Annotated in this window: 26 protein-coding genes; 19 read left to right on the top strand and 7 right to left on the bottom strand. The window is 71.1% G+C overall.

The window, feature by feature from the left end; all coding sequences use genetic code 11:
• Positions 1–7: 7 nt before the first annotated feature.
• The 6 genes from MZC64_RS13355 to MZC64_RS13330 all read left to right on the top strand — a co-directional run bounded on the left by MZC64_RS13355 (position 8) and on the right by MZC64_RS13330 (position 4,990).
• Positions 8–940: an aminoglycoside phosphotransferase family protein gene (locus MZC64_RS13355; protein WP_247756867.1), complete on the top strand. Its 933-nt coding sequence runs from the start codon at positions 8–10 to the stop codon at positions 938–940.
• An 88-nt stretch (positions 941–1,028) separates the two neighbouring features.
• A complete protein-coding gene (locus MZC64_RS13350) occupies positions 1,029–1,955 on the top strand; it encodes an NADP-dependent oxidoreductase (RefSeq protein WP_247756868.1) in 927 nt (308 codons plus the stop codon).
• 44 nt (positions 1,956–1,999) lie between these two features.
• A complete protein-coding gene (locus tag MZC64_RS13345; RefSeq protein ID WP_247756869.1) occupies positions 2,000–2,533 on the top strand; it encodes a DinB family protein in 534 nt (177 codons plus the stop codon).
• Between the two features lie 126 nt (positions 2,534–2,659).
• Positions 2,660–3,160 (top strand): DUF1772 domain-containing protein, encoded by a 501-nt coding sequence (locus MZC64_RS13340; RefSeq protein ID WP_247756871.1) that lies wholly within the window; start codon positions 2,660–2,662, stop codon positions 3,158–3,160.
• A 28-nt stretch (positions 3,161–3,188) separates the two neighbouring features.
• Positions 3,189–4,334: a sensor histidine kinase gene (locus MZC64_RS13335; protein ID WP_247756873.1), complete on the top strand. Its 1,146-nt coding sequence runs from the start codon at positions 3,189–3,191 to the stop codon at positions 4,332–4,334.
• The gene (locus MZC64_RS13330) at positions 4,331–4,990 is read left to right on the top strand and encodes a response regulator transcription factor (protein ID WP_247756875.1); all 660 of its coding nucleotides are present in this window, start codon (positions 4,331–4,333) and stop codon (positions 4,988–4,990) included. Before MZC64_RS13335 ends, MZC64_RS13330 begins: the two co-directional genes overlap by 4 nt.
• Here MZC64_RS13330 and MZC64_RS13325 read toward each other — a convergent pair.
• Positions 4,971–5,849, bottom strand: a complete 879-nt coding sequence (locus MZC64_RS13325) for an NADP-dependent oxidoreductase (protein ID WP_247756876.1) — start codon at positions 5,847–5,849, stop codon at positions 4,971–4,973. The genes MZC64_RS13330 and MZC64_RS13325 overlap by 20 nt on opposite strands.
• 84 nt (positions 5,850–5,933) lie before the next feature.
• Here MZC64_RS13325 and MZC64_RS47760 point away from each other — a divergent pair, with 84 nt between their 5' ends.
• The gene (locus MZC64_RS47760; protein ID WP_308300997.1) at positions 5,934–6,848 is read left to right on the top strand and encodes an AraC family transcriptional regulator; all 915 of its coding nucleotides are present in this window, start codon (positions 5,934–5,936) and stop codon (positions 6,846–6,848) included.
• Here MZC64_RS47760 and MZC64_RS13310 read toward each other — a convergent pair.
• A complete protein-coding gene (locus tag MZC64_RS13310) occupies positions 6,845–7,393 on the bottom strand; it encodes an ABATE domain-containing protein (protein ID WP_247756879.1) in 549 nt (182 codons plus the stop codon). The genes MZC64_RS47760 and MZC64_RS13310 overlap by 4 nt on opposite strands.
• Positions 7,394–7,478: 85 nt before the next feature.
• Here MZC64_RS13310 and MZC64_RS13305 point away from each other — a divergent pair, with 85 nt between their 5' ends.
• The 6 genes from MZC64_RS13305 to MZC64_RS13280 all read left to right on the top strand — a co-directional run bounded on the left by MZC64_RS13305 (position 7,479) and on the right by MZC64_RS13280 (position 13,286).
• Complete coding sequence (locus MZC64_RS13305; protein ID WP_247756881.1) at positions 7,479–8,357, top strand: alpha/beta fold hydrolase; 879 nt, start codon at positions 7,479–7,481, stop codon at positions 8,355–8,357.
• Between the two features lie 44 nt (positions 8,358–8,401).
• Positions 8,402–9,352 (top strand): oxidoreductase, encoded by a 951-nt coding sequence (locus MZC64_RS13300; protein ID WP_247756882.1) that lies wholly within the window; start codon positions 8,402–8,404, stop codon positions 9,350–9,352.
• Positions 9,353–9,472: 120 nt separating this feature from the next.
• Positions 9,473–10,048 (top strand): EXLDI protein, encoded by a 576-nt coding sequence (locus tag MZC64_RS13295; RefSeq protein ID WP_247756884.1) that lies wholly within the window; start codon positions 9,473–9,475, stop codon positions 10,046–10,048.
• Positions 10,049–10,201: 153 nt separating this feature from the next.
• Positions 10,202–11,167: an ATP-binding cassette domain-containing protein gene (locus tag MZC64_RS13290; RefSeq protein ID WP_247756886.1), complete on the top strand. Its 966-nt coding sequence runs from the start codon at positions 10,202–10,204 to the stop codon at positions 11,165–11,167.
• Complete coding sequence (locus MZC64_RS13285; protein WP_247756888.1) at positions 11,164–11,943, top strand: ABC transporter permease; 780 nt, start codon at positions 11,164–11,166, stop codon at positions 11,941–11,943. Before MZC64_RS13290 ends, MZC64_RS13285 begins: the two co-directional genes overlap by 4 nt.
• A 197-nt stretch (positions 11,944–12,140) precedes the next feature.
• The gene (locus MZC64_RS13280) at positions 12,141–13,286 is read left to right on the top strand and encodes a hypothetical protein (RefSeq protein WP_247756890.1); all 1,146 of its coding nucleotides are present in this window, start codon (positions 12,141–12,143) and stop codon (positions 13,284–13,286) included.
• Positions 13,287–13,295: 9 nt separating this feature from the next.
• Here the strand turns inward: MZC64_RS13280 and MZC64_RS13275 are convergent, their stop codons facing one another.
• Positions 13,296–13,889 carry a DinB family protein gene (locus tag MZC64_RS13275; RefSeq protein ID WP_247756892.1) on the bottom strand — a complete coding sequence of 198 codons (594 nt, stop codon included), beginning with the start codon at positions 13,887–13,889 and terminating at the stop codon, positions 13,296–13,298.
• Between the two features lie 58 nt (positions 13,890–13,947).
• A complete protein-coding gene (locus MZC64_RS13270) occupies positions 13,948–16,062 on the bottom strand; it encodes an NACHT domain-containing NTPase (RefSeq protein WP_247756893.1) in 2,115 nt (704 codons plus the stop codon).
• Between the two features lie 258 nt (positions 16,063–16,320).
• Between MZC64_RS13270 and MZC64_RS13265 the strand changes: the two genes are divergently transcribed.
• From MZC64_RS13265 to MZC64_RS13255, 3 genes are all read left to right on the top strand, one after another.
• Positions 16,321–17,238 carry a DUF5829 family protein gene (locus MZC64_RS13265; RefSeq protein ID WP_247756894.1) on the top strand — a complete coding sequence of 306 codons (918 nt, stop codon included), beginning with the start codon at positions 16,321–16,323 and terminating at the stop codon, positions 17,236–17,238.
• Between the two features lie 15 nt (positions 17,239–17,253).
• On the top strand, positions 17,254–17,862 hold the full coding sequence (locus MZC64_RS13260) for a hypothetical protein (protein WP_247756895.1): 609 nt from the start codon (positions 17,254–17,256) through the stop codon (positions 17,860–17,862).
• Positions 17,863–17,977: 115 nt separating this feature from the next.
• Complete coding sequence (locus tag MZC64_RS13255) at positions 17,978–18,415, top strand: VOC family protein (protein WP_247756896.1); 438 nt, start codon at positions 17,978–17,980, stop codon at positions 18,413–18,415.
• Here MZC64_RS13255 and MZC64_RS13250 read toward each other — a convergent pair.
• The 3 genes from MZC64_RS13250 to MZC64_RS13240 are packed head-to-tail and all read right to left on the bottom strand — an operon-like array spanning position 18,408 to position 21,147.
• Complete coding sequence (locus tag MZC64_RS13250) at positions 18,408–19,595, bottom strand: serine hydrolase (RefSeq protein ID WP_247756897.1); 1,188 nt, start codon at positions 19,593–19,595, stop codon at positions 18,408–18,410. The two genes, MZC64_RS13255 and MZC64_RS13250, sit on opposite strands and share 8 nt — an antisense overlap.
• 46 nt (positions 19,596–19,641) lie before the next feature.
• On the bottom strand, positions 19,642–20,271 hold the full coding sequence (locus MZC64_RS13245; RefSeq protein ID WP_247756898.1) for an NAD(P)-dependent oxidoreductase: 630 nt from the start codon (positions 20,269–20,271) through the stop codon (positions 19,642–19,644).
• A gap of 6 nt (positions 20,272–20,277) precedes the next feature.
• Positions 20,278–21,147: an EamA family transporter gene (locus tag MZC64_RS13240; RefSeq protein WP_247756900.1), complete on the bottom strand. Its 870-nt coding sequence runs from the start codon at positions 21,145–21,147 to the stop codon at positions 20,278–20,280.
• Positions 21,148–21,189: 42 nt separating this feature from the next.
• Here MZC64_RS13240 and MZC64_RS13235 point away from each other — a divergent pair, with 42 nt between their 5' ends.
• The 3 genes from MZC64_RS13235 to MZC64_RS13225 are packed head-to-tail and all read left to right on the top strand — an operon-like array spanning position 21,190 to position 24,002.
• Positions 21,190–21,687, top strand: coding sequence for a MarR family transcriptional regulator (locus MZC64_RS13235; RefSeq protein ID WP_247756902.1), 498 nt, complete (start codon positions 21,190–21,192; stop codon positions 21,685–21,687).
• A gap of 40 nt (positions 21,688–21,727) precedes the next feature.
• The gene (locus tag MZC64_RS13230) at positions 21,728–22,849 is read left to right on the top strand and encodes a serine hydrolase domain-containing protein (protein ID WP_247756904.1); all 1,122 of its coding nucleotides are present in this window, start codon (positions 21,728–21,730) and stop codon (positions 22,847–22,849) included.
• Between the two features lie 19 nt (positions 22,850–22,868).
• Positions 22,869–24,002, top strand: coding sequence for a glycosyltransferase (locus MZC64_RS13225; protein ID WP_247756906.1), 1,134 nt, complete (start codon positions 22,869–22,871; stop codon positions 24,000–24,002).
• Positions 24,003–24,044: the final 42 nt, after the last annotated feature.

The raw sequence follows: 24,044 nt of genomic DNA, 5'->3' as shown, positions 1-24,044 counted from the left end.
GGACCTGATGACGTTGATCGAGGTACCGCCCGCCTTCGCCGCCCTGCACGAGCAACACGACGGGGCCGACGGCCTGGCGTGGATCAAGGCCCTGCCCGCCCTGGTCGCGGACTTCCTGGACCGCTGGGACCTGCGCCGCGACGGCGATCCAGCGCACGGCATGGCCTCGCTGGTGCTGCCGGTGCGCCAGGCCGACGACAGCCTGGCCGTGCTGAAACTGCAGCGGGTCAACGAGGAGAACATTGGCGAACCCATCGGGCTGCGGCTCTGGGACGGCGACGGCATGGTGCGGCTGCTCCGGCACGACGAGCCCACCTGCACCATGCTGCTCGAACGCCTGGACGCCGCCCGCCCGCTCTCCGTCCTGCCCGATGACGAGCAGGCCCTGACCATCCTCACCGGCCTGCTCGGCCGCCTGGTCAGCCTGCCCGCCCCGGCCGGGCTGCGGCGGCTGGCCGACATCGCCGCGGCCATGGTCGCCGACACCCCGGCCGCGGCCGCCCAGTTGCCCGACCCCGCCGAGGCCGAACTGCTGCGCGGGTACGCGGCCGCGGTCGCCGAGGTGCTCGACGAGCCCGGCGACCGGCTGCTGCACTGGGACCTGCACTACGACAACGTGCTGGCCCCGCTACCCGGCGCCGACCGCGAACCCTGGCTCGCGATCGACCCGAAACCCCTGGCCGGCGACCCGTGTTTCGACCTGCAACCCGCGCTGAGCAACCGCTGGACCGACCTGGTGGCCACCGGCGACGTGCACCGCGCGCTGCGCCGCCGCTTCGACCTGATGACCAGTCAGCTCGGCCTGGACCGGGCCAGGGCCACCCGCTGGACGCTGGGCCGGGTGCTGCAGAACTGCCTGTGGGACATCGAGGACGGCAAGCTCCGCCTCGACCCGGAACAGCGCGCCATCGCCCAAGCGTTGACCCCATACCGGGGCTGACCACTCCAACCCGATCGTGGCTGGCGTGCCACCCCGGCACAGCGCAGGCTCGGACCAGACCCGCCCACCCAGCCCCGAACGGACCCCCATGCCAGACCGCAACCCCGCCATCGTCTTCACCGAACACGGCGGCCCCGAGGTACTGCACCCCGCCGAGATCGACCGGCCCGAACCCGGCCCCGGTCAGGTCCGCCTCCGGGTGAAGGCCGCGGGCGTCAATCCCTTCGACAGCAAGGTCCGCAGCGGCGCCTTCCCCGGCCTGCCCGCCGCGTTCCCCGCCGTGCCCGGCTCCGACGTGGCCGGGGTGATCGACGCCGTCGGCCCCGGCGTCACCGAGTTCGCCGTGGGCGATGAGGTGCTCGGCTCGGCCGCCACCGGCAGCTACGCCACCTACACCCTGGCCAGCCCGGCCAAACTCACCAGGAAACCCGCCGAACTCGACTGGGCCACCGCCGCCGGCCTGCCCGTGGTGGCCACCACCGCCTACCGGGTGCTCGCCCTGGTCGGCGCGCAGCCGGGGGAGACGGTGCTCCTCGACGGCGCCGCGGGCGGCGTCGGCACCCTCACCGTGCAGCTGGCCCGGCACCTGGGCCTGATCGTGATCGGCACCGCCGGCGAAGCCAACCACGACTACCTGCGCGAACTCGGCGCGATCCCGGTCAGCTACGGCCCCGGCCTGGTGGACCGGGTCAAGGACATCGCCCCACTGGGCGTGGACGCGGCCATCGACCTCTCCGGCCGCGGCGGCCTGCCCGCCCTGCTCACCCTGGCCGGCGGCCCGGACCGGGTGGTCACCATCGCCGACGGCCAAGCCGCCGACTTCGGCGTCCGGGCCAGCTACGGCGGCCCTGCCGAAGAGGTCCCCGAGGCCCTGGCCGGCGCGGTCGCCCTGGTCGCCGCCGGCAAGATCACCCTGCCGATCGCGCGCACCTACCCGCTCAAGGACGCGGCCAGCGCACACCGGGACAGCGACAGCGGCCACGTCCGCGGCAAACTCGTCCTGCTGGTGGACTGACAAATCAAGTTGCCGACCCCGGGCGCCGCCGACACGCTGCACGCATGACTGCCGCCCGGGTCGAACTGCTGCTCAAACAGCTCGACATCGCCTGGTCCCTGTTCGAGCACCACCTCACCGACCTGGACGACGCCGCCTGTCTGTGGGAGCCCGCCCCCAGCAGCTGGTCGGTCCGCCCGGACCAGACCGGAACCTGGCACGCCGACTGGGCCGAACCCGAACCCAGCCCCGCCCCACCCACCACCATCGGCTGGCTCACCTGGCACATCGGCTTCTGGTGGACCACCACCCACGGCCACGTGTTCGCCAACGGCGCCCCGCCCCGCGAGCAGATCACCTGGCCCGGCACCGCCGAGTCCACCATCACCTGGCTCCGTGGCCTCAAAGACACCTGGCGCGCCAGCCTGCTCCCACTCACCGACGCCGAACTGGACTCCAAGGACCGCACGGCGACCCTGCCCTGGGGCCCGGACTTCACCCTGATCGACATCGCCGGCTGGGTCACCGTCGAACTGACCAAGAACGTCGCCGAAATCGGCCAACTCCGCCACCTGCACCAAGCCCGCACCGCGCGCTGACGTACCCCGGCACGTACACCCGTACGTCGAAACGCGTACCCCACCCGAGATCCACAACGGACGCCAACCCGCCCCGAACTCCCTACCGTTCTGGACACCAACACCCAGAACACCCAGGGGGACCCCATGAACCGCGCCCGCCTCGCCAGCACCGTCTCGATCACCTACGTCTGGGTCGCGATGATCGCCTGCGGCGGTGTGCTGGTCGAGACCGCCCTGCTCTACCCCAACATCTTCCGCGACCCACCGGCCTCCCTCGCCGAGTCGATGGCCTTCTTCCAGGTCGTCGGCCCCGGGCACATCTTCCGGCCGCTCGGCATGGCCACCACGCTCACCGCGGTGCTCGCGGCGATCACCCTGTGGCGGCGGCCGCGGGCCCGCTGGTGGTTCGTGGCCAGCCTGATCACCTTGCTGGCAGGGGAGTTCGTGTTCTCCGCGCTGTACTTCTGGCCGCGCAACACGATCATGTTCACCGAGGGCCTGGCCGTGCACTCGGCGGAGTTCCTGCGCCAGACCGCCGCGGAGTTCGTCTTCGGCCACTACTTCCGGATCGCTTTCACCGTCGCCACCGCCGCGCTGGCCTTCACCGGCCTGCTCCGCTTCCAGCGCGGCCGGGACATGGCGTGAGCACCGGCTCTGGTCCACAGTGGACACCATGCTGACCCGCCGCCCGCTGCTGACCGACGCGGCACTGGCGGTGCTGGTGGTGATCGCGGTCAGCGCACCGATCATCGCCAACACCGGCCGCACCGGCCAGCCCAGCCCGCTCGCCTTCGCCTTCGTCGGCGTGCTGGCCGGACTGATGTTCCTGCGCCGCCGCTACCCGGTGCTGATCATGCTGCTCAGCACGGCCACGCTGATCGGCTACTACACCCTGGAACTGCCGCCGATCGGCCTGGCCGTGCCGCTGGCCGCCCCGCTGTACTCCGCCGCCGAACAGGGCCGAACCCGCGCGGCCATCGGCGTGGCGGCCGCGGTGATGGTGATCTCCACGGTGGCCCGGCTCGGCGAGGGCGACGACCCGGCCTACGTGCTGGGCCTGGACTTCGGCGGCTGGATCGCCCTGTTCGCCGCGGTGATCGCCCTGGGCGACGCGGTCCGCTCCCGCCGCGGCTGGCGCGCCGAACTGGCCAAACAAGCCCGCGCGGCCGAGCAGGAACGCGAGCGCGAGGCCGCCGCCCGGGTCGAGCAGGAACGGCTACGCATTGCCCGCGACCTGCACGACCTGCTCGCGCACACCGTCGCGGTGATCTCCCTGCACACCGATGTGGCCAGGGAAACCCTGCGCGAGGACCCCGATCGCGCCGAACGCTCGCTCACCGCCGCCCGCACCGCCTGCAGCGAGGTCGTCCAGGAACTCCGCGCCACCCTGGGCGCCCTGCGCGCGGGCGAGTCCGACCCGGACGCCCCGGTGCCCGGCCTGGCCAGGCTGTCCGAACTCACCGACTCGGCCACCACCGCGGGCCTGACCGTGCGAGTGCACACCGAAGGCACCCCGAGCCCGCTGCCCGCATTGGCCGACGCCACCGCCTACCGCGTGCTCCAGGAAGCACTGAGCAACATCCGCCGCCACGCCGCGGCCCGCACCGTGGAGATCACCCTGACCTACCGTCCCGAACACCTGCACCTGAGCATCCGCGACGACGGCCAGGGCCCGTCGGCCACCACCGACGGCGGCGGCTGGGGCATCATGGGCATGCGCGAGCGCCTGGCCCTGCTCGGCGGCGAGTTGCGCACCAGCGCGCCGAGCAGGGGAGGATTCCTGGTGGAGGCACAGATCCCGGTGCGGGGCAGGCCATGATCCGGGTCGCCCTGGTCGACGACCAGTACCTGGTCCGCGAAGGTCTGCGCGCACTGCTCGACCGCGCCGAAGACATCACCGTGATCGGCGACGCCGACAGCGGCGACTCCGGTCTGTCCCTGGTCCGCCAGGAACGCCCGGACGTGGTGCTGATGGACATCCGCATGCCAGGCTCCGACGGCCTGACCGCCACCCGCAAGATCGTCGCCGACCCGGCCCTGCGCGAGGTCAAGGTCATCGTGCTGACCACCTTCGACACCGACGACCACCTCCTGGAAGCCGTCCGCGCCGGCGCCGCCGGCTTCCTGCTCAAGGACACCGGCCCGGACGAACTCCGCGCCGCGGTCCGCATCGTGGCTGGCGGCGACGCCCTGCTCTCCCCGGCCGTCACCCGCCGCGTCATGCAGGCCGCCGCCGCCAGCCCACCCCGCCCCGACCCCAACCGGCTGGCCACCCTGACCGAGCGCGAACGCGAGGTGCTGGCCAAGGTCGGCGCGGGCTGCTCCAACGACGAGATGGCCGCACTGCTGCACATCAGCCCCGCCACCGCCCGCACCCACGTGAGCAGGCTGCTGGCCAAACTGCACGCCCGCGACCGGGCCCAGCTCGTCGTACTGGCCTACGAAACCGGCCTGATCACCCCGGGCGGCCAGTAGTCAGCAACACCTTCCCCCGCACCAGCCCCGCCGCACTGAGCCGATGCACCTCAGCCATATCGGCCAGCCCGCGCACCGCCCCCACCTCCACCGACACCACCCGCAGCAACTCAGCCAGCTGCCCCCGATCCGGCCGCGCCACCACATGCCGCGCGTTCGGCGCGTCCACCACCGTCGCCGCCGACACCAGCCGCTGTCCCAGCCCCGCCAGCCGAACCCCCTCCGCAGCGCTGACCGGCATCAGGTTCAGCACCACATCCACCGGCACCGCCACCGCCGCCACGGTGTAGTCGACCACCTCATCGGCCCCCAACCGCCGCACCGCCTCAGCACTCCGCGCACTGGCCGTGGCGATCACATACGCCCCAGCCCGCTTGGCCAACTGCACCACGAACCCGCCAATCCCACCCCCAGCCCCGTTCACCAGAACCCGTTGCCCCGCAACAATTCCCGCGGCCTCCACCACCTGCCAGGCAGTCAACCCGGCCAACGGAACCCCCGCCGCCACCACCAGCTCGACCTCGTCAGGAACCCGCACCAACCGATCCACCGGAGCCACCACGAACTCCGCCGCCGCACCCCCATCCACCCACCCCGCGACTCGATCCCCAACCGAGAACTCCGCCACCCCATCCCCAAGCGCCGCAACAACTCCCGAGACATCCCACCCCAGCGTGAAGGGCAGCGGCACCGGGAACAACTCCCGCAACGCCCCACTCCGCAACGCCACCTCAGTCGGATTGAACGAGGTCGCCACCACCGCCACCAGCACCGCCCCCGGACCGGGCGCCGGCGTCGGCACCTCATCCAGCCGGATCACCGACGCATCACCGTGCTCATGCACGCGCACACTCAACACACACCGAACCTAGAAGCCCCACCAAAGACGAACCATGTGCCCAAAGCTCGTTTTCCTACGCGATCGTCTCCTACCCTGACTCGCGTGGACGTACTCAGCGACGTGATCACCGCCCTGCGCACCGGCACCCCACGCTCGGCGCACGTGACCTGGCACGGCCAGTGGCGCCAGCACTACGCCGAGGTCCCCGGCGCGATCGGCTTCCACGTGATCCTGGACGGCACCTGCCAACTCCAGTCACCCGAGACAGTCGACCTGTCCACCGGCGACATCCTGTTCCTACCCCGCAGCCCCGCCCACACCCTGGCGGTCAGCTCCGAAGTCACCCCACCCAAACCCACCGTTCCCGCGACCCCCGCCCCGCTGGTCTCCGCCGCCCCCGGCCACATCCGCGCCACCACCCCCGGCTCCGGCCCCATCACCACCAGCACCCTCTGCGGTGCCTACGAACTCACCCCCACCCAAACCCACCCCCTCCTCCCCACCCTCCCGCCCGTCATCCACCTCCCCGCCACCACCCAATCCCCGGAACTCACCGCCGCCCGCACCCTGCTGGCCCACGAACTCACCACCCCCACCCAGGGCACCACCGCGCTGATCCCCGCCCTACTCGACACCCTGCTGCTCTACCTGCTCCGCGCCACCCTCACCGCCGCCACCACCCCCGGCTGGTCCGCCGCCCTGCGCGACCCCGCGACCGCCGCAGCCCTCCAGGCCATCCACCAGAACCCGGCCCACCCCTGGACCGTCGCAAAACTCGCCGCCGAGGCCAGGCTCTCCCGCGCGCCCTTCGCCCGCCGCTTCACCACGCTGGTCGGCCAGCCCCCGCTGACCTACCTCACCTGGTGGCGGATGACCACCGCCGCCCGCCTGCTGCGCACCTCCGCCGACCCGCTGACCAGCATCGCCGCCCGGGTCGGCTACACCTCCGAGTTCGCCTTCGCCACCGCGTTCAAGCGCGCCTTCGGCACCCCGCCCGGCCGGTACCGCCGCGGCTAACCCTTGTGCCGCTGGTAATAGCGGGCCACCCGGGCCCGATTCCCGCAGCGTTGCGCCGAGCACCACCGCCGCCGCGGATGCGCGGGCAGGAACAGCAGCACGCAGTCCTCGCTCTCGCACTCGCGCACGCTCTCCACTGGCCCGGCGAGCAACTCGGCCACTGCCTGCGCCAGTTCCGCGCCCACCCGCCGCGCCGCCGACCCCGCCCGCTCCGGTGTGGCCACCACCCCGTCAGCCCAGCTCAACGCCAGGAACACCGGCGCGGCCCGCTGCACCTCGGTCAACCCGGTCAGCACCGACTCCGGCGGCGGCTTTCCCTGCCGCAGCGCGGACAACCCGGTCGCGGCCAGCTCCCGCACCGCCAGCACCACCTCGCGCACCGACTCGGCGTCCGCCGGCGCCGACACCCGGTCGGCCTGGATGGCCAGCCATTCGCGCAGTCCTGCCGGGGTGGCCAGCAGATCCACCGGACCCGTTGGCAGCCGCGGCCGGGTGTTGACCAGGTCCAATGCCAGCTGCTCGCCGGTCAGCGGGAAGTCCACCATGCCTCTAATGCTACCGCACCGACTTGACCCATTAGGGGCCCACCGGCTATGACTAATGCATCGGACCACTCGAAAGGCATGTGACATGACCGCGCTGACCCTGCCCCAGATCGCCCACCGCCACGTCGAGGTGGACGGGCTGCGGATCTTCTACCGCGAGGCCGGACCGGCCGACGCCCCGACTTTGCTGCTGCTGCACGGCTTCCCGACCAGCTCGCACCAGTTCCGCCGCCTGTTCGAGTCTCTCGGCACCGACTACCACTTGATCGCCCCGGACCTGCCCGGTTTCGGCCACAGCGACACCCCCGACCCGGCGGAGTTCGCCTACACCTTCGACCACCTCGCCGAGGTGATCACCGGCTTCGTCGACGTCCTCGACCTGCGCAGCTACGCCCTCTACGTCTTCGACTACGGCGCCCCGGTCGGCTTCCGGCTGGCCCAGGCCCGCCCCGACCGGGTCACCGGGCTGATCGTGCAGAACGGCAACGCCTACCAGGAGGGCATCTCCGAACTGTTCCAGCAGCTCCTGGACCTGCGCCCGGACCAGCCCGGCGCGGAGGAGATCATCCGCCGCGAACTGACCAGGGCGGGCCTGGACTTCCAGTACCTCACCGGGGTGCGGAACCCGGAACTGGTCGACCCGGACAGCTCCGCACTCGACCTGCGCCTGCTCGACCTGCCGCTCAACCAGCGCGTCCAGGTCGCGCTGACCTTCGACTACCACCACAACCTGACCCGCTACCCGGACTGGCAGCAGTGGCTGCGCACGCACACCCCGCCCACCCTGATCACCTGGGGCCGGCACGACCCGTTCTTCACCGAGGCCGGCGCCCGCGCCTACCTGCGCGACCTGCCCGACGCGCAGTTCCACCTGTTCGAGACCGGCCACTTCGCCCTGGAAGAGCACCTGCAGGAGATCGCCACCCTGATCGCGGAGTTCCTGGACAAGCTCGCCGCCGGCTGAGCCGGGCTTGCTCTGAAGCGCGCTCCAGCCCCTAGCGTCGAGCCATGACCACCGCCCAGCACAAGATCGGCTCGAGGTTCGACGCGACCAGCACGGCCACCGAAGTCCTCGCCGGAATCGACCTCTCCGGCAAGTTCGCCCTGGTCACCGGCGGCTATTCGGGCATCGGCCTGGAAACCACCCGGGCCCTGACCGCTGCCGGCGCCCAGGTGCTCGTCCCGGCCCGCCGCCCAGCCGTGGCCAGGGCGGCGCTGGCCGGGATCCCCGCTGTCGAGGTCGACGAACTTGATCTCGCCGACCTCGACAGCGTGCGCACCTTCAGTGAACGCCTCCTGGCCACCGGCCGCGGCCTGGACATCGTGATCACCAACGCCGGCCTGATGGCCGCACCCCAGACCACGGTCGGCCCCGGCTGGGAAACCATGTTCGCCACCAACCACCTCGGCCACTTCGCCCTGGTCAACCGGCTCTGGCCGGCGGTGCGACCTGGCGCGCGGATCGTCTCGGTCTCCTCCCGCGGCCACTTCTACAGCGGTATCCGCTGGGACGATCTGCACTTCGAGCAGGGCTATGAGAAATGGGCGGCCTACGGCCAGTCCAAAACCGCGAACTCACTGCTGGCGGTCCACCTGGACGCCCTGGCCAAAGAGCACGGCATCCGCGCCTTTGCCCTGCACCCCGGCCTGATCCAGACCCCGTTGATCCGGCACCTCAGCCGGGAGGAGTTGCGCGCGCACCCGGCCACCGACGAGGAGGGCAACTTCGTCGGCGCGGTCAAGACCGTCGAGCAGGGCGCGGCCACCCAGGTCTGGGCCGCGACCGCGCCCCGGCTCGACGGACTCGGCGGGGTCTACCTGGAGGACTGCGAGATCGCCGGACCCGCTCCGGCCGACGGCACCCGGGCAGGCGTGCGCGACTACGCGATCGACCCCGTCCAGGCCGCCCGGCTGTGGACGCTCTCCGCCGAACTCACCGGCGTGAACGCCTTCGCCTGATCCACTCTCAACCCTCTCACCTGCACTGATGGCTTGGACAGTGCAAGTATTGCGCTGTCCACGCCATCTACGTACACTCATACGTATAGCAAGCCAGGCAATGGGGGCTAGGATGCAGTCGTGCCGAACAAAACGATCTACGTGTCCGGTGAGGATCTGGAGCTGTTCCAGCGAGCACAGGCACTCGCCGGGGGCAGTCTGTCCGCCGCGATCGTGGCCGCCCTGCGGCGGTACGTAGACATCGAAGAGGGCCGGGCCGCGGGCTTCGACGAGATCGTGGTCAAGGTCGGCCCCGGAGTCGGCCGCAAGGTGCGTTTCTCCGGGGTACTGCTCGGGGAGTGGGGTGCGGCCTCCGATCAGCGGATGGAGGTCTACCGCGTCTACCGCTCCCGCACCGGCAAGTTCGTGCTGCACGTGGACCGCTCGCCGGACTGGACCTCCAACTGGACGCCGACCGACCCGACCGGGGCGAGTGCGACCACGGGCGGCTGGCGCGGCCTGATCGGCATGGGCAAGAACCAGAGCTGGACCAGCTTCCTCGGACTCGGCGAGCAGACCTGGGGTTTCGCCGAGGGGGAGGCCACCCTGGAGGTGGTCGAGACCGTGGAGCAGTTGCGGGAGAAGATCCCGGAGGAGCTGTACACGCTGATCGCCCGCGCCGCCGAACACCCGCCGGTCGAGGACCTCGACATCTGATCCGCTGCTACACCAGCGGTTTCTCCACACGGCCGTGAGCACGGCCGATAAACCAGGTTTCTTCGCGCTGCCCTGAGTTCGCCGTGTCCGCACTGGCGACGCCGGTTCAACGCGCCCATCGACATTCGCAAACGTAAACGAAATGGGTTCATCATGACCATCCCGACCGGCCGGTCGGCGATCACCGCCACCGGTCTGCGCAAGTCCTACGGCGACCACCTCGTGCTCGACGGCCTGGACCTGGACGTCGCCGAGGGCACGATCTACGCCCTGCTCGGCCCGAACGGGGCAGGCAAGACCACCGCGGTCCGCATCCTGTCCACCCTGATCAGCCCGGACGGCGGACAGCTGCGGGTGGCCGGGCACGACGTGGTCACCGAGGCGGCCAAGGTGCGCACCGCGATCGGCGTCACCGGGCAGTTCTCCGCGGTGGACAACCTGCTCACCGGCCGGGAGAACCTCCAGCTGATGGCCGATCTCAACCACCTCGCCCCGGCCGCGGGCCGTCGCCGCGCCGCCGGGTTGCTGGAGCGGTTCGACCTGGTCAAGGCCGGGGACAAGATCGTGGCCGGCTACTCCGGCGGCATGCGCAGGCGGCTGGACCTGGCCATGACCCTGGTCGGCTCACCCCGGGTGATCTTCCTCGACGAGCCCACCACCGGACTGGACCCGCGCAGCAGGCACACCATGTGGCAGATCATCCGGGACCTGGTCGCCGACCAGGGCGTGACACTGCTGCTGACCACCCAGTACCTGGACGAGGCCGACCAGCTGGCCGACCGGATCGGCGTGCTCGACCACGGCAGGCTGGTCGCCGAGGGCACCGCGGACGAGCTGAAGCGCCGCATCCCCGGCGGGTTCGTCCGTCTCCAGTTCCCCACCGGCGAGGAGCTGGCCGCCGCCGCGCGGATCTTCCCGGCCGGCAGCAGCGACCCGGACCAGCGCACCCTGCAGATCCCCAGTGACGGCAGCGTGACCGAGTTGCGCGCGGTGCTGGACCGCCTGGACGGCCATTCGGTCGAGGTCGACCGGCTCACCGTGCACACCCCCGACCTCGACGACGTCTTCTTCGCCCTCACCGGCCACCCGGCCGACACTGACAAGGAACTGGCCCGATGACCACCATGTCCTACGCCGTCCGCGATTCGGTGACCATGCTGCGGCGCGATCTCCGGCACGCCCAGCGCTACCCGCTGATGACGGTCATGAGCATCATGATGCCGCTGCTGATGATGCTGTTGTTCGTCTTCGTCTTCGGCAACGCGATGTCCCCAGTCGCCCGCACCGGCAACTACCTGGACTACCTGACGCCGGGCATCATCGTGATGGCCATCGGCAGCGCCAGCGGCAGTGCGGTGGCGATCAAGGTGTGCACCGACATGCAGGAGGGCATCATCGCCCGGTTCCGCACCATGTCGATCAGCCGCGGCTCGGTGCTCAGCGGTCAGGTGCTGGGCAGCCTGATCCGCACCCTCATCAGCGTCACGCTGATCATCCTGCTGGCCGTGCTCATGGGTTTCCGGCCGACCGCGGGCGTGGGGGAGTGGCTGGCCGTGCTCGGCCTGCTCTCGCTGGTGATCATCGCCTTCACCTGGCTCGCGGTGGCCATCGGCCTGGCCACCAAGACCGTGGGCGGCGCCAACACCGCGGCCTTCCCACTCCAGTTCCTGCCGTTCCTCAGCAGCGCGTTCATCCCGACCTCGGCCATGTCCGACGGGGTGGCCCTGGTCGCCCAGCACCAGCCGTTCACGCCGATCATCGACACCCTGCGCGGGCTGCTGACCGGCACGCCGATCGGCACCAGCTGGATCTTCGCCATCGGCTGGTGCCTGCTGCTGACCGGCATCGGCTACTTCTTCGCGCTCCGTCGCTACAACAGTGATACGTCGCAATAACGTTTCGTCACATCAACGAAACGCAAACCAAAGCCAGTCCGGCTGACCACCTCAACCCAGCCCTGGTTGACCCCCGATAATGTTCACTTATCGGAGGTCAACCAGGGCTTTCGTCTGCGTCGCCCACGCCACCCTCATCCGGTTTCGTTTCGTGTCGTTACGTGTATTTGCGACGAAAGTAACGCTACGATTTACCGGTGAACGCCGAAGTGACCCGCGAGGCCGGAATATGCAACTACCCGGGCTGTAGTCGCCCGATCGCCCGCACCGGTGGCCCAGGACGCCCCTCGGAGTACTGCGACCTGCCCGAACACACCCGCTGGCGGGCCTGGCGCGAACGTCAACGCCAGCAACAGGGCGAAGAAGCTGCGGAATCCATCGTCACCGTGACGAAACAAGCCGGACCCGTCACCACGGCCCGACTACGCGCTGACGAGCTTCTCGCGCAGTTCCGCACCCTGGCCGGCCAGCTCAACCAGACCCTCAACTCGGCGGTCACCGAACTGTCCACCCTGGCCGACCCCAGCGCCGCCGAGGCACAGGTGCAGGCGGTCCAGGCCGACGCCGCCCGCCGCATCGCCGAGGCCGAGTCCACCGCGGTCGCCGCCGAAGGGGCCCGCCGCGAAGCCGAGTCAGCCCGTGCCCAGGCCGAAGCCGCCGCCGACGACGCGGCCGGCGCCGCCGAGGCCGCCGAACAGGAGGCGATCACCGCCCTGGCCGCCCGCGACCACGCCGAAGCCGAAGCTCAAACCGCCACCCGCCAGGCCACCGAAGAAGTCCTCGCCGCCCGCAACGAAGCCGAAGTCCTCATCCAGGGCGTGCGCCGGGACGCCGCCGCCGAAATCGACCGCGCCCGTGAGGAATCGGTGGCCCAGGCCGAACAAGCCCGCCGCCAGGCAGCCAAGGACGTCGAACAAGCCCAGCGCGACGCCGCCGCCTCCATCGAGGCGGTGCAACGCGACGCCGCGGCCGCGGTGGACCGCGCCCAGCGCGAGGCCACCAACACCATCGCCCAGATCAAACAGGAAGCCGCCACCGCCACCCAGCACGCCGAACGCACCGCCCAAATCCAGATCACCAAGGCCGAACAAGCCCGCACCGAGGCCATCACCCGGGCCGACCGCGCCGACCAGTCCGCCAAGGACGCCCGCGAGGAACTCGACCACACCCGCGCCGAACTCCGCGCCCTGCGCGAAACCCACACCAGGGACCTGGCCGCCGCGGTCGAGTCCGCCCGCACCACCGCCGAGGAACGCCTGGCCGCCCTGGACGAAGCCCGCGCCCAAACCCTGGCCCGCGCCGAACGCGCCGAACGCCAACTGGACCAGCTCATGGCCAAGTGACCTCGCGCCTCACGCCAAGAGAGTGCCCGGAACCGGTTGGTACGGCTGGAAGAAGTCGTTGGCGCTCGCCCCGGCCAGGGTGAGCGCCAGCGTCGGCACCGCAACCCCGTCGATCTGCTCGCGGATGATGTCGGCGTGCCCCGCGTGCCGGGCAAGTTCCTCGACCAGGTGCACCAGGAAGTAGCGAGCGTGAATCGGCCGGGCGTCGAAGATCCCGTGCCACGGCGCGGGCGGTGCCATGGTGTCGCCGGCCGGATCGGTCGCGGCGACCGCGGCCAGCAGCTCAGCCCGCACCTGGTCGAAATCCTCGATGGTCCCGGCCACCGTTTCGTCCGCGCGCACAGTGAAGCTGTCGGTGAACGCCGCGTACGCCGCCCCGTCGACCGGCTGCTCGGTGACCTCGGTGCGCAACCGCTCCAGCGCTCCGTGCAGGACGTAGGCCGCGTGCTTGATGATGCCCCCGACCGACAGCGCACTCCGGCACGGCGTCTCCCGTGCCTGCTCCTCGGTCAGGCCGAACGCGGCCGCCCGGACGGCCGTGAGCTGCTCGTCGATGTAGTTGACCAGGCCGGTGACCTCGTCGTGCTGGGCAGGTGCGTACATTGCTCGACCTCCAGGCTCCATGATGGTGCTGTGGAGCCAATTCTGCCGACCATATAGGTCAGTTCCTGTCCGCCTTGGCTCGCGTCGAACGCCACCGCGCCTGGTAGGCCTGGGCGAGGTGGTCCTGGCAGCGGGCATGGCGGAACTGGTAGGCCGATCCGGCCTGGCGCAGCACACCCCGGTGGTGGGCGTCGGCCAGGAAGGCGGGCAGTGACCACGGCAGCCTGCCGGTCAGCGGCAGCCACACCCGGGACAGGGCCAGCCACTGCCCCCAGGCGGTCGCGCTGAGCACATAGCCGGACGCGGCGCTGAGACCGGTGCTGGCGCCCACCATCAGTGCGAGGGGGAGATCCCAGAGGACGCCGATCCCGAACTCGGCCGCGGGTGCGCGGATGAGTGCGACCACAGCTCCGGTGCCCAACCCCATCACCAGCAAGAACACCGGGACCACGACGACCAGCCGGATGGTCTCGTGCTCCCGGCAGGTCCGCAGCAGGGAGGTCGGGCTGAGGGCGGCTTTGGCGTCCAGCGGGGTTTCCAGCCAGCCCGTGACCAGGGCCGTGGCCGCACCGGCGAACCCGAACAGCGGCACGTAGACGATCGCGTCCACGACCAGGACGCCGAACGGCTCGAAGGCGCCCAGGACCAGGGCGGTCTGGACCTGGCGCACGCAGGCGGACGCCACGCCGAAGAGCAGCCCGATCGCCAGCGCCCACCGCACGCGCTGGCGGAGTTGCGCGCGCGGCAGGCCGGGCGGCCCGCGCAGTCGCATCCGCACCCGGGCCGGTTCCAGTGCGCCGGGGGCGAGCCACAGCGCCCCCCAGTGCACGACGCCGAACGCGATCCCGGTCAGCAACCCCTGCAACAGCCCGTGGGCCAGTCCGCGCACGCTCCCGGTCCCGAGAGTGTCCATGACCGCGATCATCAGCCCGGTCGCCAGACCGGACACCAGGCCGACCACCAGTGCCCGGGTCCGGCGACGGAGGGAGTCGCCCAGTTGCCACCACTGGAGGTCGGGTTTGCCAAGCCGGTTCAGGTGCCAGGCGAGGTAGCCCAGCCAGTGTTCGGCGAGTTCGGGATCCCAGCGCCGGTGGCCCGGCCCCGGCGGGCGCTGGTAGGCGGCGGTGGTGAAGGCGCCGATGAGGTAGGTCTCGATGGCCTCGCTGGAACCGAACCGGCCGCGGTCCAGCAGTTCGGCCGGGTCCTTGCCGGGCACATCGCTGTAGACACCGCGGACCATCGCGACCATCAACGGGGTGCTCAGCACCGCGGCCAGCTCCGCGCCCGCCGCGCTCCGGGGGTTGCCGTGCAGCACGCGGAGGACCGCCGCCCACCCACCGTCGGTGCGGGCTATCCGCGGCAGGTAGGCGGTCAGGTCCGCTGGGGTCAGGTCGGCCAGCTCGACCACGGCGGCGGCGGAGAGCACCTGGGCACCGGCCACCGCCGCCGCGTACTGCTCGCTGCGGCCGGTGAGCAGCAGCGGTATGGCGGTGGCGTTCAGCTCGGCCAGCGCGGCGGCGTGCAGGCCGTGGGCGATCTCGTCGAACCCGTCCAGCACCGGCAGCACACGGCGATCCTTGACCAGCTCGGCGGCTGATGACTGCCCAGCGGCGAGTACCGGGTAGTCGTTCCGCAGCCGGCTGACCAGCCAGTCCTCCAGCGTGATCGCGGTGGGATCCCAGGCGGCCAGGCTGAAGATGATCGGCACAGCGTCGGCGCCGGTGCGGTTATCCAGCAGGTCCAGGACGAATCGCAGGGTCAGGATCGTCTTGCCCGATCCGGGTTTGCCCAGCACCACCAGCCGTCCGGACGGCACCCGGCGGTAGACCTCCACGATCTTGGCCAGTTCGCCGTCCAGCGGCAGCGGGCCGGCGGTGGCTCCGGCGGGCCGGCAGCGGATGTTGGCCCAGTGGTCGGTCGGCACCTCGTCCGCGCGCCGCCACCGGACCGGCAGTGGGAACGGCGCCGAGATCCGCAGCCGGTTTTCCTCAGCTCGCCACTGGGCCCGCACCGCACGTGCCAGGTCCTCGGCGGCCTCGCGCAGCGGGTCGGCGGGTGCGGGGACCGGCTGGTAGAAGTGCTGGCCACCGTGTACCGCGCCGATCATCCACACATCGGCCACCGTGTTCGCGGTGATCTCGTTGTGCGACCGGTCCGGCTCTGGCTCCGCCACCAAGCGTTTCCCCCTCAGGCCCGCTCAGTTCCATCCTCCCGCCCGCACCCCGGAGCGGGTTGGGCCGATCAGGCGACTCGGGGCACCCACGGGGTGGTTCCGGCTGGTCGCCTGGGTTTCCCCGGAGGGGAAGAAGAAGGCACTCAAGTTCGCGCCGGGCCAAGATCAAGCGCAAGGACTTCGGACTCGGCGCCAAGTAGGGGTCCGGGTTTGCCCGAACCCCCGACAGCGCAGGTCAGCGCGACCTAGCATCCGGCCATGATGCTTCGACGGGTATTACGCGCGTTCACGGCCGCCGCGCTGGCCGTTCCGCTCGCCCTCACCGGTGTCACCGGGACGGCCTCGGCGGAGACCCCGGCACGGCAGCTGTTGTTCTTCAACCACGGTTACGGGGTGCTGGACCGGGAGACCGCTGACGCGATCGAGCACTCCCCGTACATGAAGGAGTTCTCCAACTTCACGGTGCAGACCAACACCGGCGCCGGCGGCCAGAAGTGGACCGGTCGCTACCTGATGGGCCGGGAGACCTACGTCGAACTGTTCGGCGTGGGCGATCTGCCGGGCTCGGACGGCAAGCTCGGGGCCACCGGTTTCGGTGTCTCCCCCGACCACGCCGGCGACCTCAAGACGGTGCGCCAGCGCCTGGTGGACCAGGGGGTCAAGCCGGTCGACTTCCAGCAGACCAGGGACTTCGGCGACGGCAAGCCGGTGCCGTGGTTCGACGCCATCTTCACCAGCCCCGAACCGTATGAGTCGTTGAACGCGTGGGGCATGGAGTACCGGGAGGAGTTCCTGTCCGACCCGCGCACCAAGATCGGCCCGCCCGCCTACCCCGGTGATGTCAGCCGGGACCGCTACCTGTCCGAGAAGTACCGCGACTTCCTGATGCGGGATGTCTCCGCCATCCACCTTGCCATCACCTCGCGGGACCTGAACGTGACGTTGCCGCTGCTCAAGACGGGTGGCTTCGTGGTCGTGCCGACTCCCGGCGGGGTGCTGGCGACCCGTGGCGGCACCACGATGCGCCTGGACGCGGTGCCGCTGGCCGAGATCGGCCTGCGAAGCATCGACTTCACCCTGAACCGGACCGTGGGGGCCCGGCAGGAGCACCGGATCGGCCGCTCGACCCTCGCTGTCGGCCCCGGCGCCCGCGCCACCTGGACCTTCCAGCGGTGATCCGCGATCACTGAGTTGACCGGGGTGGTGGCCGCGCTGGACCGAGGTGCGGCGGTGGTCCTGCCCAATCCGTATCCGTTGACCTCGGTGGTGGCCGCCACCACCGCCGAGGCCGTCAACACCGCCAAGAACCGCCCCGTCGACCAGGCGGTGGCGTTGTGGCTGGTCGAGGACGGGCCGTGGGCGGAACTGGCCGCGGTCCTGGACCTCGATCCGCGCGGTGTCGCCCTGGCCAGGAAGCTCCTGGTCGAGGAGCGGGTGACGGCGTTGCTCCCGATCACCCCGGCCGCGCCGCGCTGGATCCTGGACGCGGCGCGGCACGGGTTCGTGCTGGTGTTCGGCTCGTGCTGGGCGCCGTTGCGGCCGCTGCTCACCCACCCGCTGCGGGTGAGCAGCGCCAACCGCACCGGCCGCCCACCAGTGGCCGGTGCGGCGGCCGCGCGGGCGGAGTTTCCACCGGATGTGTCTGTCCTGGACGCGGGAGACGGCCACCCTGGCCGGGACCGGCGTGCCACCACCACTCTGCGCGTCACCCGGGCCGGGATCGAGCACGTCCGGCCCGGGGCCCAGTGCCACGCCCACGGCGGACCCGCGGCCTACCTCGCCCACCTGAGCGGCAAGTAGGCGTGAGCAGGTCGCCGAAACTTGGTCCGCCGCGGATGTCGAGAATGGCCGGTGGGCTTCGTCCCAGGGACATCAGCGGCCGGCACCGGCCGCGCGAGGCAGGAGGCGAATCACCATGGCGATTCAGCGGATGGACCACGTCGGCGTTGTGGTCGAGGACCTCAAGGCCGCCATCGCGTTCTTCGTCGAACTGGGCATGGAACTGGAGGGCGAGGCAGCCGTCGAGGGCCGCTGGCTGGACGGCGTTGTCGGACTGGAGCGGGTCCAGGTCGAGGTCGCGATGGTGCGCACGGCAGACGGCCAAGGCAAACTCGAACTGACGAAGTTCCGCTCCCCGCGGGTGCGCGCCGGTGAACCGGACGCCCCGGCGAACACGCTGGGCCTGCGCCGCATCATGTTCACCGTCGACGACATCGAGGACACCATCACCCGCCTGCGGGCCCATGGCGCGGAACTCATCGGCGAGGTGACGCGGTTCGAGAACCTGTTCCGGCTCTGCTACCTGCGCGGCCCCGCGGGCATCATCGTCGCCCTGGCCGAGCAGATCAGCTGATCTTGTCGCAGAAGACCAGGTTGACCAGCTTCTCCTGCGCCTTCTGGAACTCCACCGCCGGGTTGATCGCGGCGTCCCCCGCGGTCAGCGATGCCTCCAGGGTCCGGCTGCCGTCGGGTGTGCTGTAGAGCAGCGCGCCGGAGCCGTTGACGCCACCGTTGTGGTACAGCAGGGTGCCGCCGCAGGTCGGGCCCGCCGCCAGCACCCGCAGACCGAGGCCGAAACCGCTCTTGGGGTGCGGAGTCCGCATCTGGGCCAGCAGTGGGGCCGGGAGCAGTTTCCCGCCCAGCAGTCCGGCGAAGAAGGTGCGCAGGTCCTTGGTGGTGGAGATCATGTCACCGGCGCTGGAGATCCAGGACGGGTTCTGCCGGGTGACGTCGATCGTCTTCCACTGCCCGGCATCCTGGTACCGGTAGTAGCTGTGCGCGTGCGGCCCGGGGATCTCCGGCGAGGCGCCCGGCGACACGGTGTCCCGCAGTCCGAGCGGTCGCAGGATCCGCCGCTGCAGCTCCTCGGCGAACGGGCGGCCGGTGACCTGCTCGACCAGCAGCCTGGCCACCACGTAGTTGGTGTTGGAGTAGTTCCAGTCCGCGCCCGGCGCGAACCGCGGCGGCTTGGACAGGGCGAACCGGACCAGCTCCGCGGGCTGGTAGGTGTGGAAGCGCTTGTCCACCCATTCCTTGCCCTGCCAGGGGATTCCCGGCACCACCGTGCCGTCGGGGTAGTACTCGCCGGTGTGGTCGAACAGTCCGCTGGTGTGCGCCAGCAGCATCCGCACGGTGATCCGCCGGTCCAGGGCGAACTGCGGCAGGTACTCCACCGCCGGGGCGTCCAGGCCGATCCGGCCCTCGGCCACCAGGTGCAGCACCAGGGTGGCGGTGAAGACCTTGGCGTTGCTGCCGATCCGGAACCGCCCGTTGGTCGGCGGCTTCGCGGTCTCGCCCAGCTTGCGCACCCCGGCGCTGCCGACCCAGTCGCCGCGCTCATCGTGCACGCGCAGCTGCACTCCGCCGAAACCGTTGTCCACCAGCGATTCGATGGCCTGCTGCAGCTCGGGGCGGTTCGGCTGGGCGGCCGCCGGCAGTGCGCTGCCGACGGCCGCCCCGGCCACCAGGGTGACGGCCAGCGCGGTGGCCCCCACTCGCCGGAAGGTCCGTGAGTTGATGTTGTTGGGTGTCATGCGGTCAGCGTTCAGCTTGACCTTGGGTCAAGGTCAAGCGCAGCGGTCAGTAGGCCACGGTGAACCGGCCGCGATGCCGGGGCTGCTCGGCCTCGTCCAGCAGTGCCACCGCGAAGTCCTCCATGGAGATCGCGGAATCGCCCTGCTCGTCGATCAGCAGGTCGTCCTTGCCGACCCGGTAGCGGCCGGTGCGCACCCCGGGTTCCAGCAGCATGGGCGGGCTCAGGTAGGTCCAGTCCACCCCGGTGCTCGCCTCGGCCACGGCCAGCTGGTCCTTGCAGGCCAGCGCGATCGGCCGCAAGTGCGCGGGGAAGTCGGCGGTGTCCACCAGCAGTTCGCCGGTGGCCACCCGCAGGCTGGCCGAGCCGCCGACCAGCAGCAGCCGGACGCCACGGTCGCGCAGGCCGGTGAACAGGGCTTCGGTGACCTGGACCAGTTCCGGTTCCCGGCCCGGTCGTGGGCGGGTCGCGGTGATCACCAAGTCCTGGTCGGCGGACAGGGCGGCGATGGCGGCCGGGTCGGTGGCATCGGCGGCGCGGTGGGTGGCCTCGGGGTGCAGGTCCGGGAAGCGGGCTGCCGAGCGGGCCACGGCGGTGACCTGGTGGCCGCGGGCAAGGGCCTCGGTGACCACGCGGCTGCCGGTGGCTCCGGTGGCGCCGAAAACGGTGATGCGCAAGGGAAATCAGCTCCTGACGAGAGTGCGGGAGGGGAGTTGGGCGGTGACCACCGCGGCCAGTACGACGAGACCGCCGAGGCCCTGGACCGGGGTGAGCTGCTGGCCGAGCACGAGCCAGCCGAGCAGGGTGGCGACCAGTGGGCTGAGCAGGCCGAGGAAGGTGACCTCGGTGGGGGAGAGGGCGTGGATGCCGCGGAACCACAGCGCGTAGGCGATGGCCGAACCGATGATGGCCAGGTAGGCGTAGCCGAGCAGGTTGGGCCCGGTCAGCACCGCCGGCGGCGGGCCTTCCACGAGCAGGGTGACCGGGACCAGCAGCAGTCCGCCTGCGGCGAGTTGCCAGCCGGTGACCGCGAGCATCGGGGCGTCGGCCCGCCAGCGTTTGCTCAGCACCACGCCCAGGGCCATCACCACCGCGCCGGCCAGTGCGGCCGCGATGCCGACGCCGTCCAGCTCGGCGTCGGCGCGCAGTACCAGCAGGCTGACCCCGGCGAACCCGGCCAGCCCGGCGACCAGGGTGCGGGTGGTGAGCTTCTGGCCGAGCAGTCCGGCGGCGAAACCGGCCACCAGCAGCGGCTGGATCGCGCCCAGGGTGGCCGCGACACCCCCGGGCAGCCGGTAGGCGGCGATGAACAGCATCGCGTTGAACACGCCGATGTTGAGTGCGCCCAGCACCGCCGCCCGCCACCACCACTGACCGCGCGGTAATCGCCGGGTGATCAGGATGAGCAGTAAACCCGCTGGCAGCGCGCGGAGCACCGAGGCCAGCAGTGGCCGGTCGGGCGGGAGCAGTTCGGTGGTGACGAGGTAGGTGGATCCCCAGACTGCGGGGGCGAGTGCGGTGGCCAGCACGACCCCCAGGCGATTGCTTAGCACTAAGACAATGTATCTCATCGCTAAGACATCTAGAATGGACTTGTGACAGATCACGTCGACCGCGTGCTCGCCCAGTGGGCCGCCCAGCGTCCTGACCTCGATGTCTCACCCATGGCCGTGCTCGGCAGACTCGCCAGGGCCAACCGGCTCACCGGCGCTTCGATGGACAAGACCTTCGCCGCCCACGGCCTGGACCGGCCCTCCTTCGACGTGCTGGCCACCCTGCGCCGCAACAACCCGCCGCACCGGCTCACCCCGGCCGAACTCATGCGCTCCTCGATGGTCACCTCCGGCGCGATCACCCAGCGCCTGGACCGCCTGCAGGCCCGCGGCCTGATCACCCGCGAACCCAGCCCCACCGACGGGCGGGTGGTGCACGTCCAGCTCACCGCCGAGGGCAAACAGCTCATCGACCAGGCGCTGCCTGACCACCTCGCCACTGAGGAGTACCTGCTCGCCGCGCTCACCCCGGCGCAGCGCGCCGAACTCGCCGCCATCCTGCGCACGCTGCTGGTCTCCTTGGGCGACAGCGTGTTCTGAGCTGTGAGGGCTCTCAGCAACACCTCGGTAGCGTCGGCCCGTGAGATCAACTCCCCGCCGGCTCGCAGCACTGCTGCTCACCTTCGTCAGCCTCACCGTGGCCCTGCCCGGCACCGCGGTGGCCGGGGTCCGCCCGGAACTCCAGCGGGAACTGGACGGCATGGTCGCCGCTGGGGTGCCCGGCGTGGTGCTCACCGTGCGCGACGGCGACCGGGTGCACCGGGCGAAGGCGGGGGTGGCCGACCTGGACACCGGCGCGCCACTGCCCGCCGACGGGCGGTTCCGGATCGCCAGCCTGACCAAACCGCTGGTCGCCACCGTGCTGCTGGGACTCGTGCACGAGGGCCGACTCGCGCTGACCGACACCCTGGGCCACCGGTTGCCCGGCGTGGTCCCCGGCGGCGACGGCATCCGGATCGAGCAGCTGCTGCACAACACCAGCGGCCTGACCGACTACACGGCCGCGCCCGAGTTCGCCGACCCGGCGGTCTACACCCAGCGCCACCACTCGCCGGCGGCTCTGGTGCGCGCCGCCAACGCCCTGGGCCATGGCCCGCCCGGCGCCTGGAAATACAGCAACACCAACTACATCCTGCTCGGCATGATCATCGAACGGGCCACCGGCGACACCCTGGACAACCAGTTGCGGCAGCGGGTGTTCCGGCCCGCCGGCATGCACGCCAGCGAACTGCCCCGGCACCCGCGCCTGTGGGGTCCGCATGCCTCCGGCCACTACCGGATCGACCCTGGCCCTCGGGTCGAGCTGACCGAGCTGGACCCGTCCTTCGCCTGGGCCGCCTACGGCGTGGTCTCCACCGCGGGCGACCTCCAGCGCTTCCACACCGCCCTGCACAGCGGCGTCCTGCTGCCACCCGGGCTGGCCGAGCGGATGCGCACCGACGCGGTGGCCACCACGAATCCGGTGTGGCCGCGCTACGGCCTGGGCATCGAGGAGATGAGCACGACCTGCGGCGTCCGGTTGTGGGGCCACACCGGCGCGATCCCCGGCTACTCGACCATGGCCTTCGCCACCGCCGACGCGCGCAGGCAGGTGATCCTGTCCAGCTCGCTGTTCAGCCCGAAGGACGGCAAGCAGGTCCTGCACATGGTGAACGTGATCAACTGGGAGTTCTGCGGCGAACCATGGCGGCCGCCGAGCTGAGGCGGCAGGCTGGTCCGTCGTGCGCATCCTGTTCACCTTCGCCGGCGGCAACGGCCACTTCGAACCGTTGATCCCGCTGGCGACTGCGGCACTCGCGGCCGGGCACACCGTCGCTTTCGCCAGCGGTCCCGGGCTGCGCGCGGCGGTCACCGCGGCCGGGTTCACCGCCTTCGCGGTCGGCTCCGGCGGACCGGACAACGCCGCCACGATCACCGCGCTGGCGCCCCTGGACCCGGAACGCGAACGCCGGGATCTGCGGGAGGGCTTCGCCCGGCGGGCCACCGGCGAACGCCTGCCCGGCCTGCTGGCGCTACTCGCGGAGTGGCAGCCGGAGGTCCTGGTCCGGGACGAAACCGACTACGCGGCGGCCATCGCGGCCGACCAGCTCGGGCTGCCCTGCGCCACGATGACCTGCATGCCCGCGGGCGGTTTCGCCACCGACGAGGTCGTCGGCGGTCCCTTGCACGAGTGGCGAGCCGCTCAGGGTCTGCCGCCAGACCCAGGGCTGAGCATGGTGCGCCGCCTGGTCCTGTCCGGGTTGCCGCTGTCCTTCCGCGATCCGGCCGACCCGCTGCCCGCCACCGCCCGCGCCTTCCGCCCGCTCATCCCACGGCAGCCGACCGAGGTCCCGGACTGGATCATCCCCGGCCGGCCGGCCGTCTACTTCACCCTGGGCACGATCTTCAACCGCGAGTCCGGCGACCTGTTCACCCGGGTGCTGGCCGGACTGCGTGAACTGGACGCCGCGGTGCTGGTCACCGTGGGCCGTCAGCTCGACCCGGCCGACCTCGGACCACAGCCCGCGCACGTGCGCGTCGAGCGCTACCGCCCGCAGGCCGAGATCCTGCCGCACTGCGCCCTCGTGGTTTCCCAGGGGGGATCCGGCGCGGTCACCGGCACCCTCGCGCACGGCCTGCCCGCGCTGCTGCTGCCCATGGGCGCCGACCAGCCGTACAACGCCCAGCGGTGCGCCGCACTCGGCTTCGCCAGGGTGCTCGACCCCACCACCGCTACTCCAGACCAGGTGCGTGCCAATGCCGCCGCACTGCTCACCGATCCTGGGTATGCGCGCCGTACCCAGGAGTTCGCCCGGGAGATCGCCGCGTTGCCGGGTCCGGACATCGCCCTGGAATGGATCACCGCACTGCGCTGAGGACGTGTTCAATGGCGGCGACAGTGATCCACAAGGTTAAGG

The organism is Crossiella sp. S99.2, from assembly GCF_023094165.1.
In the GTDB taxonomy this organism is placed as follows: domain Bacteria; phylum Actinomycetota; class Actinomycetes; order Mycobacteriales; family Pseudonocardiaceae; genus Crossiella.
This window is presented reverse-complemented; position numbering and strand designations above follow the sequence as displayed.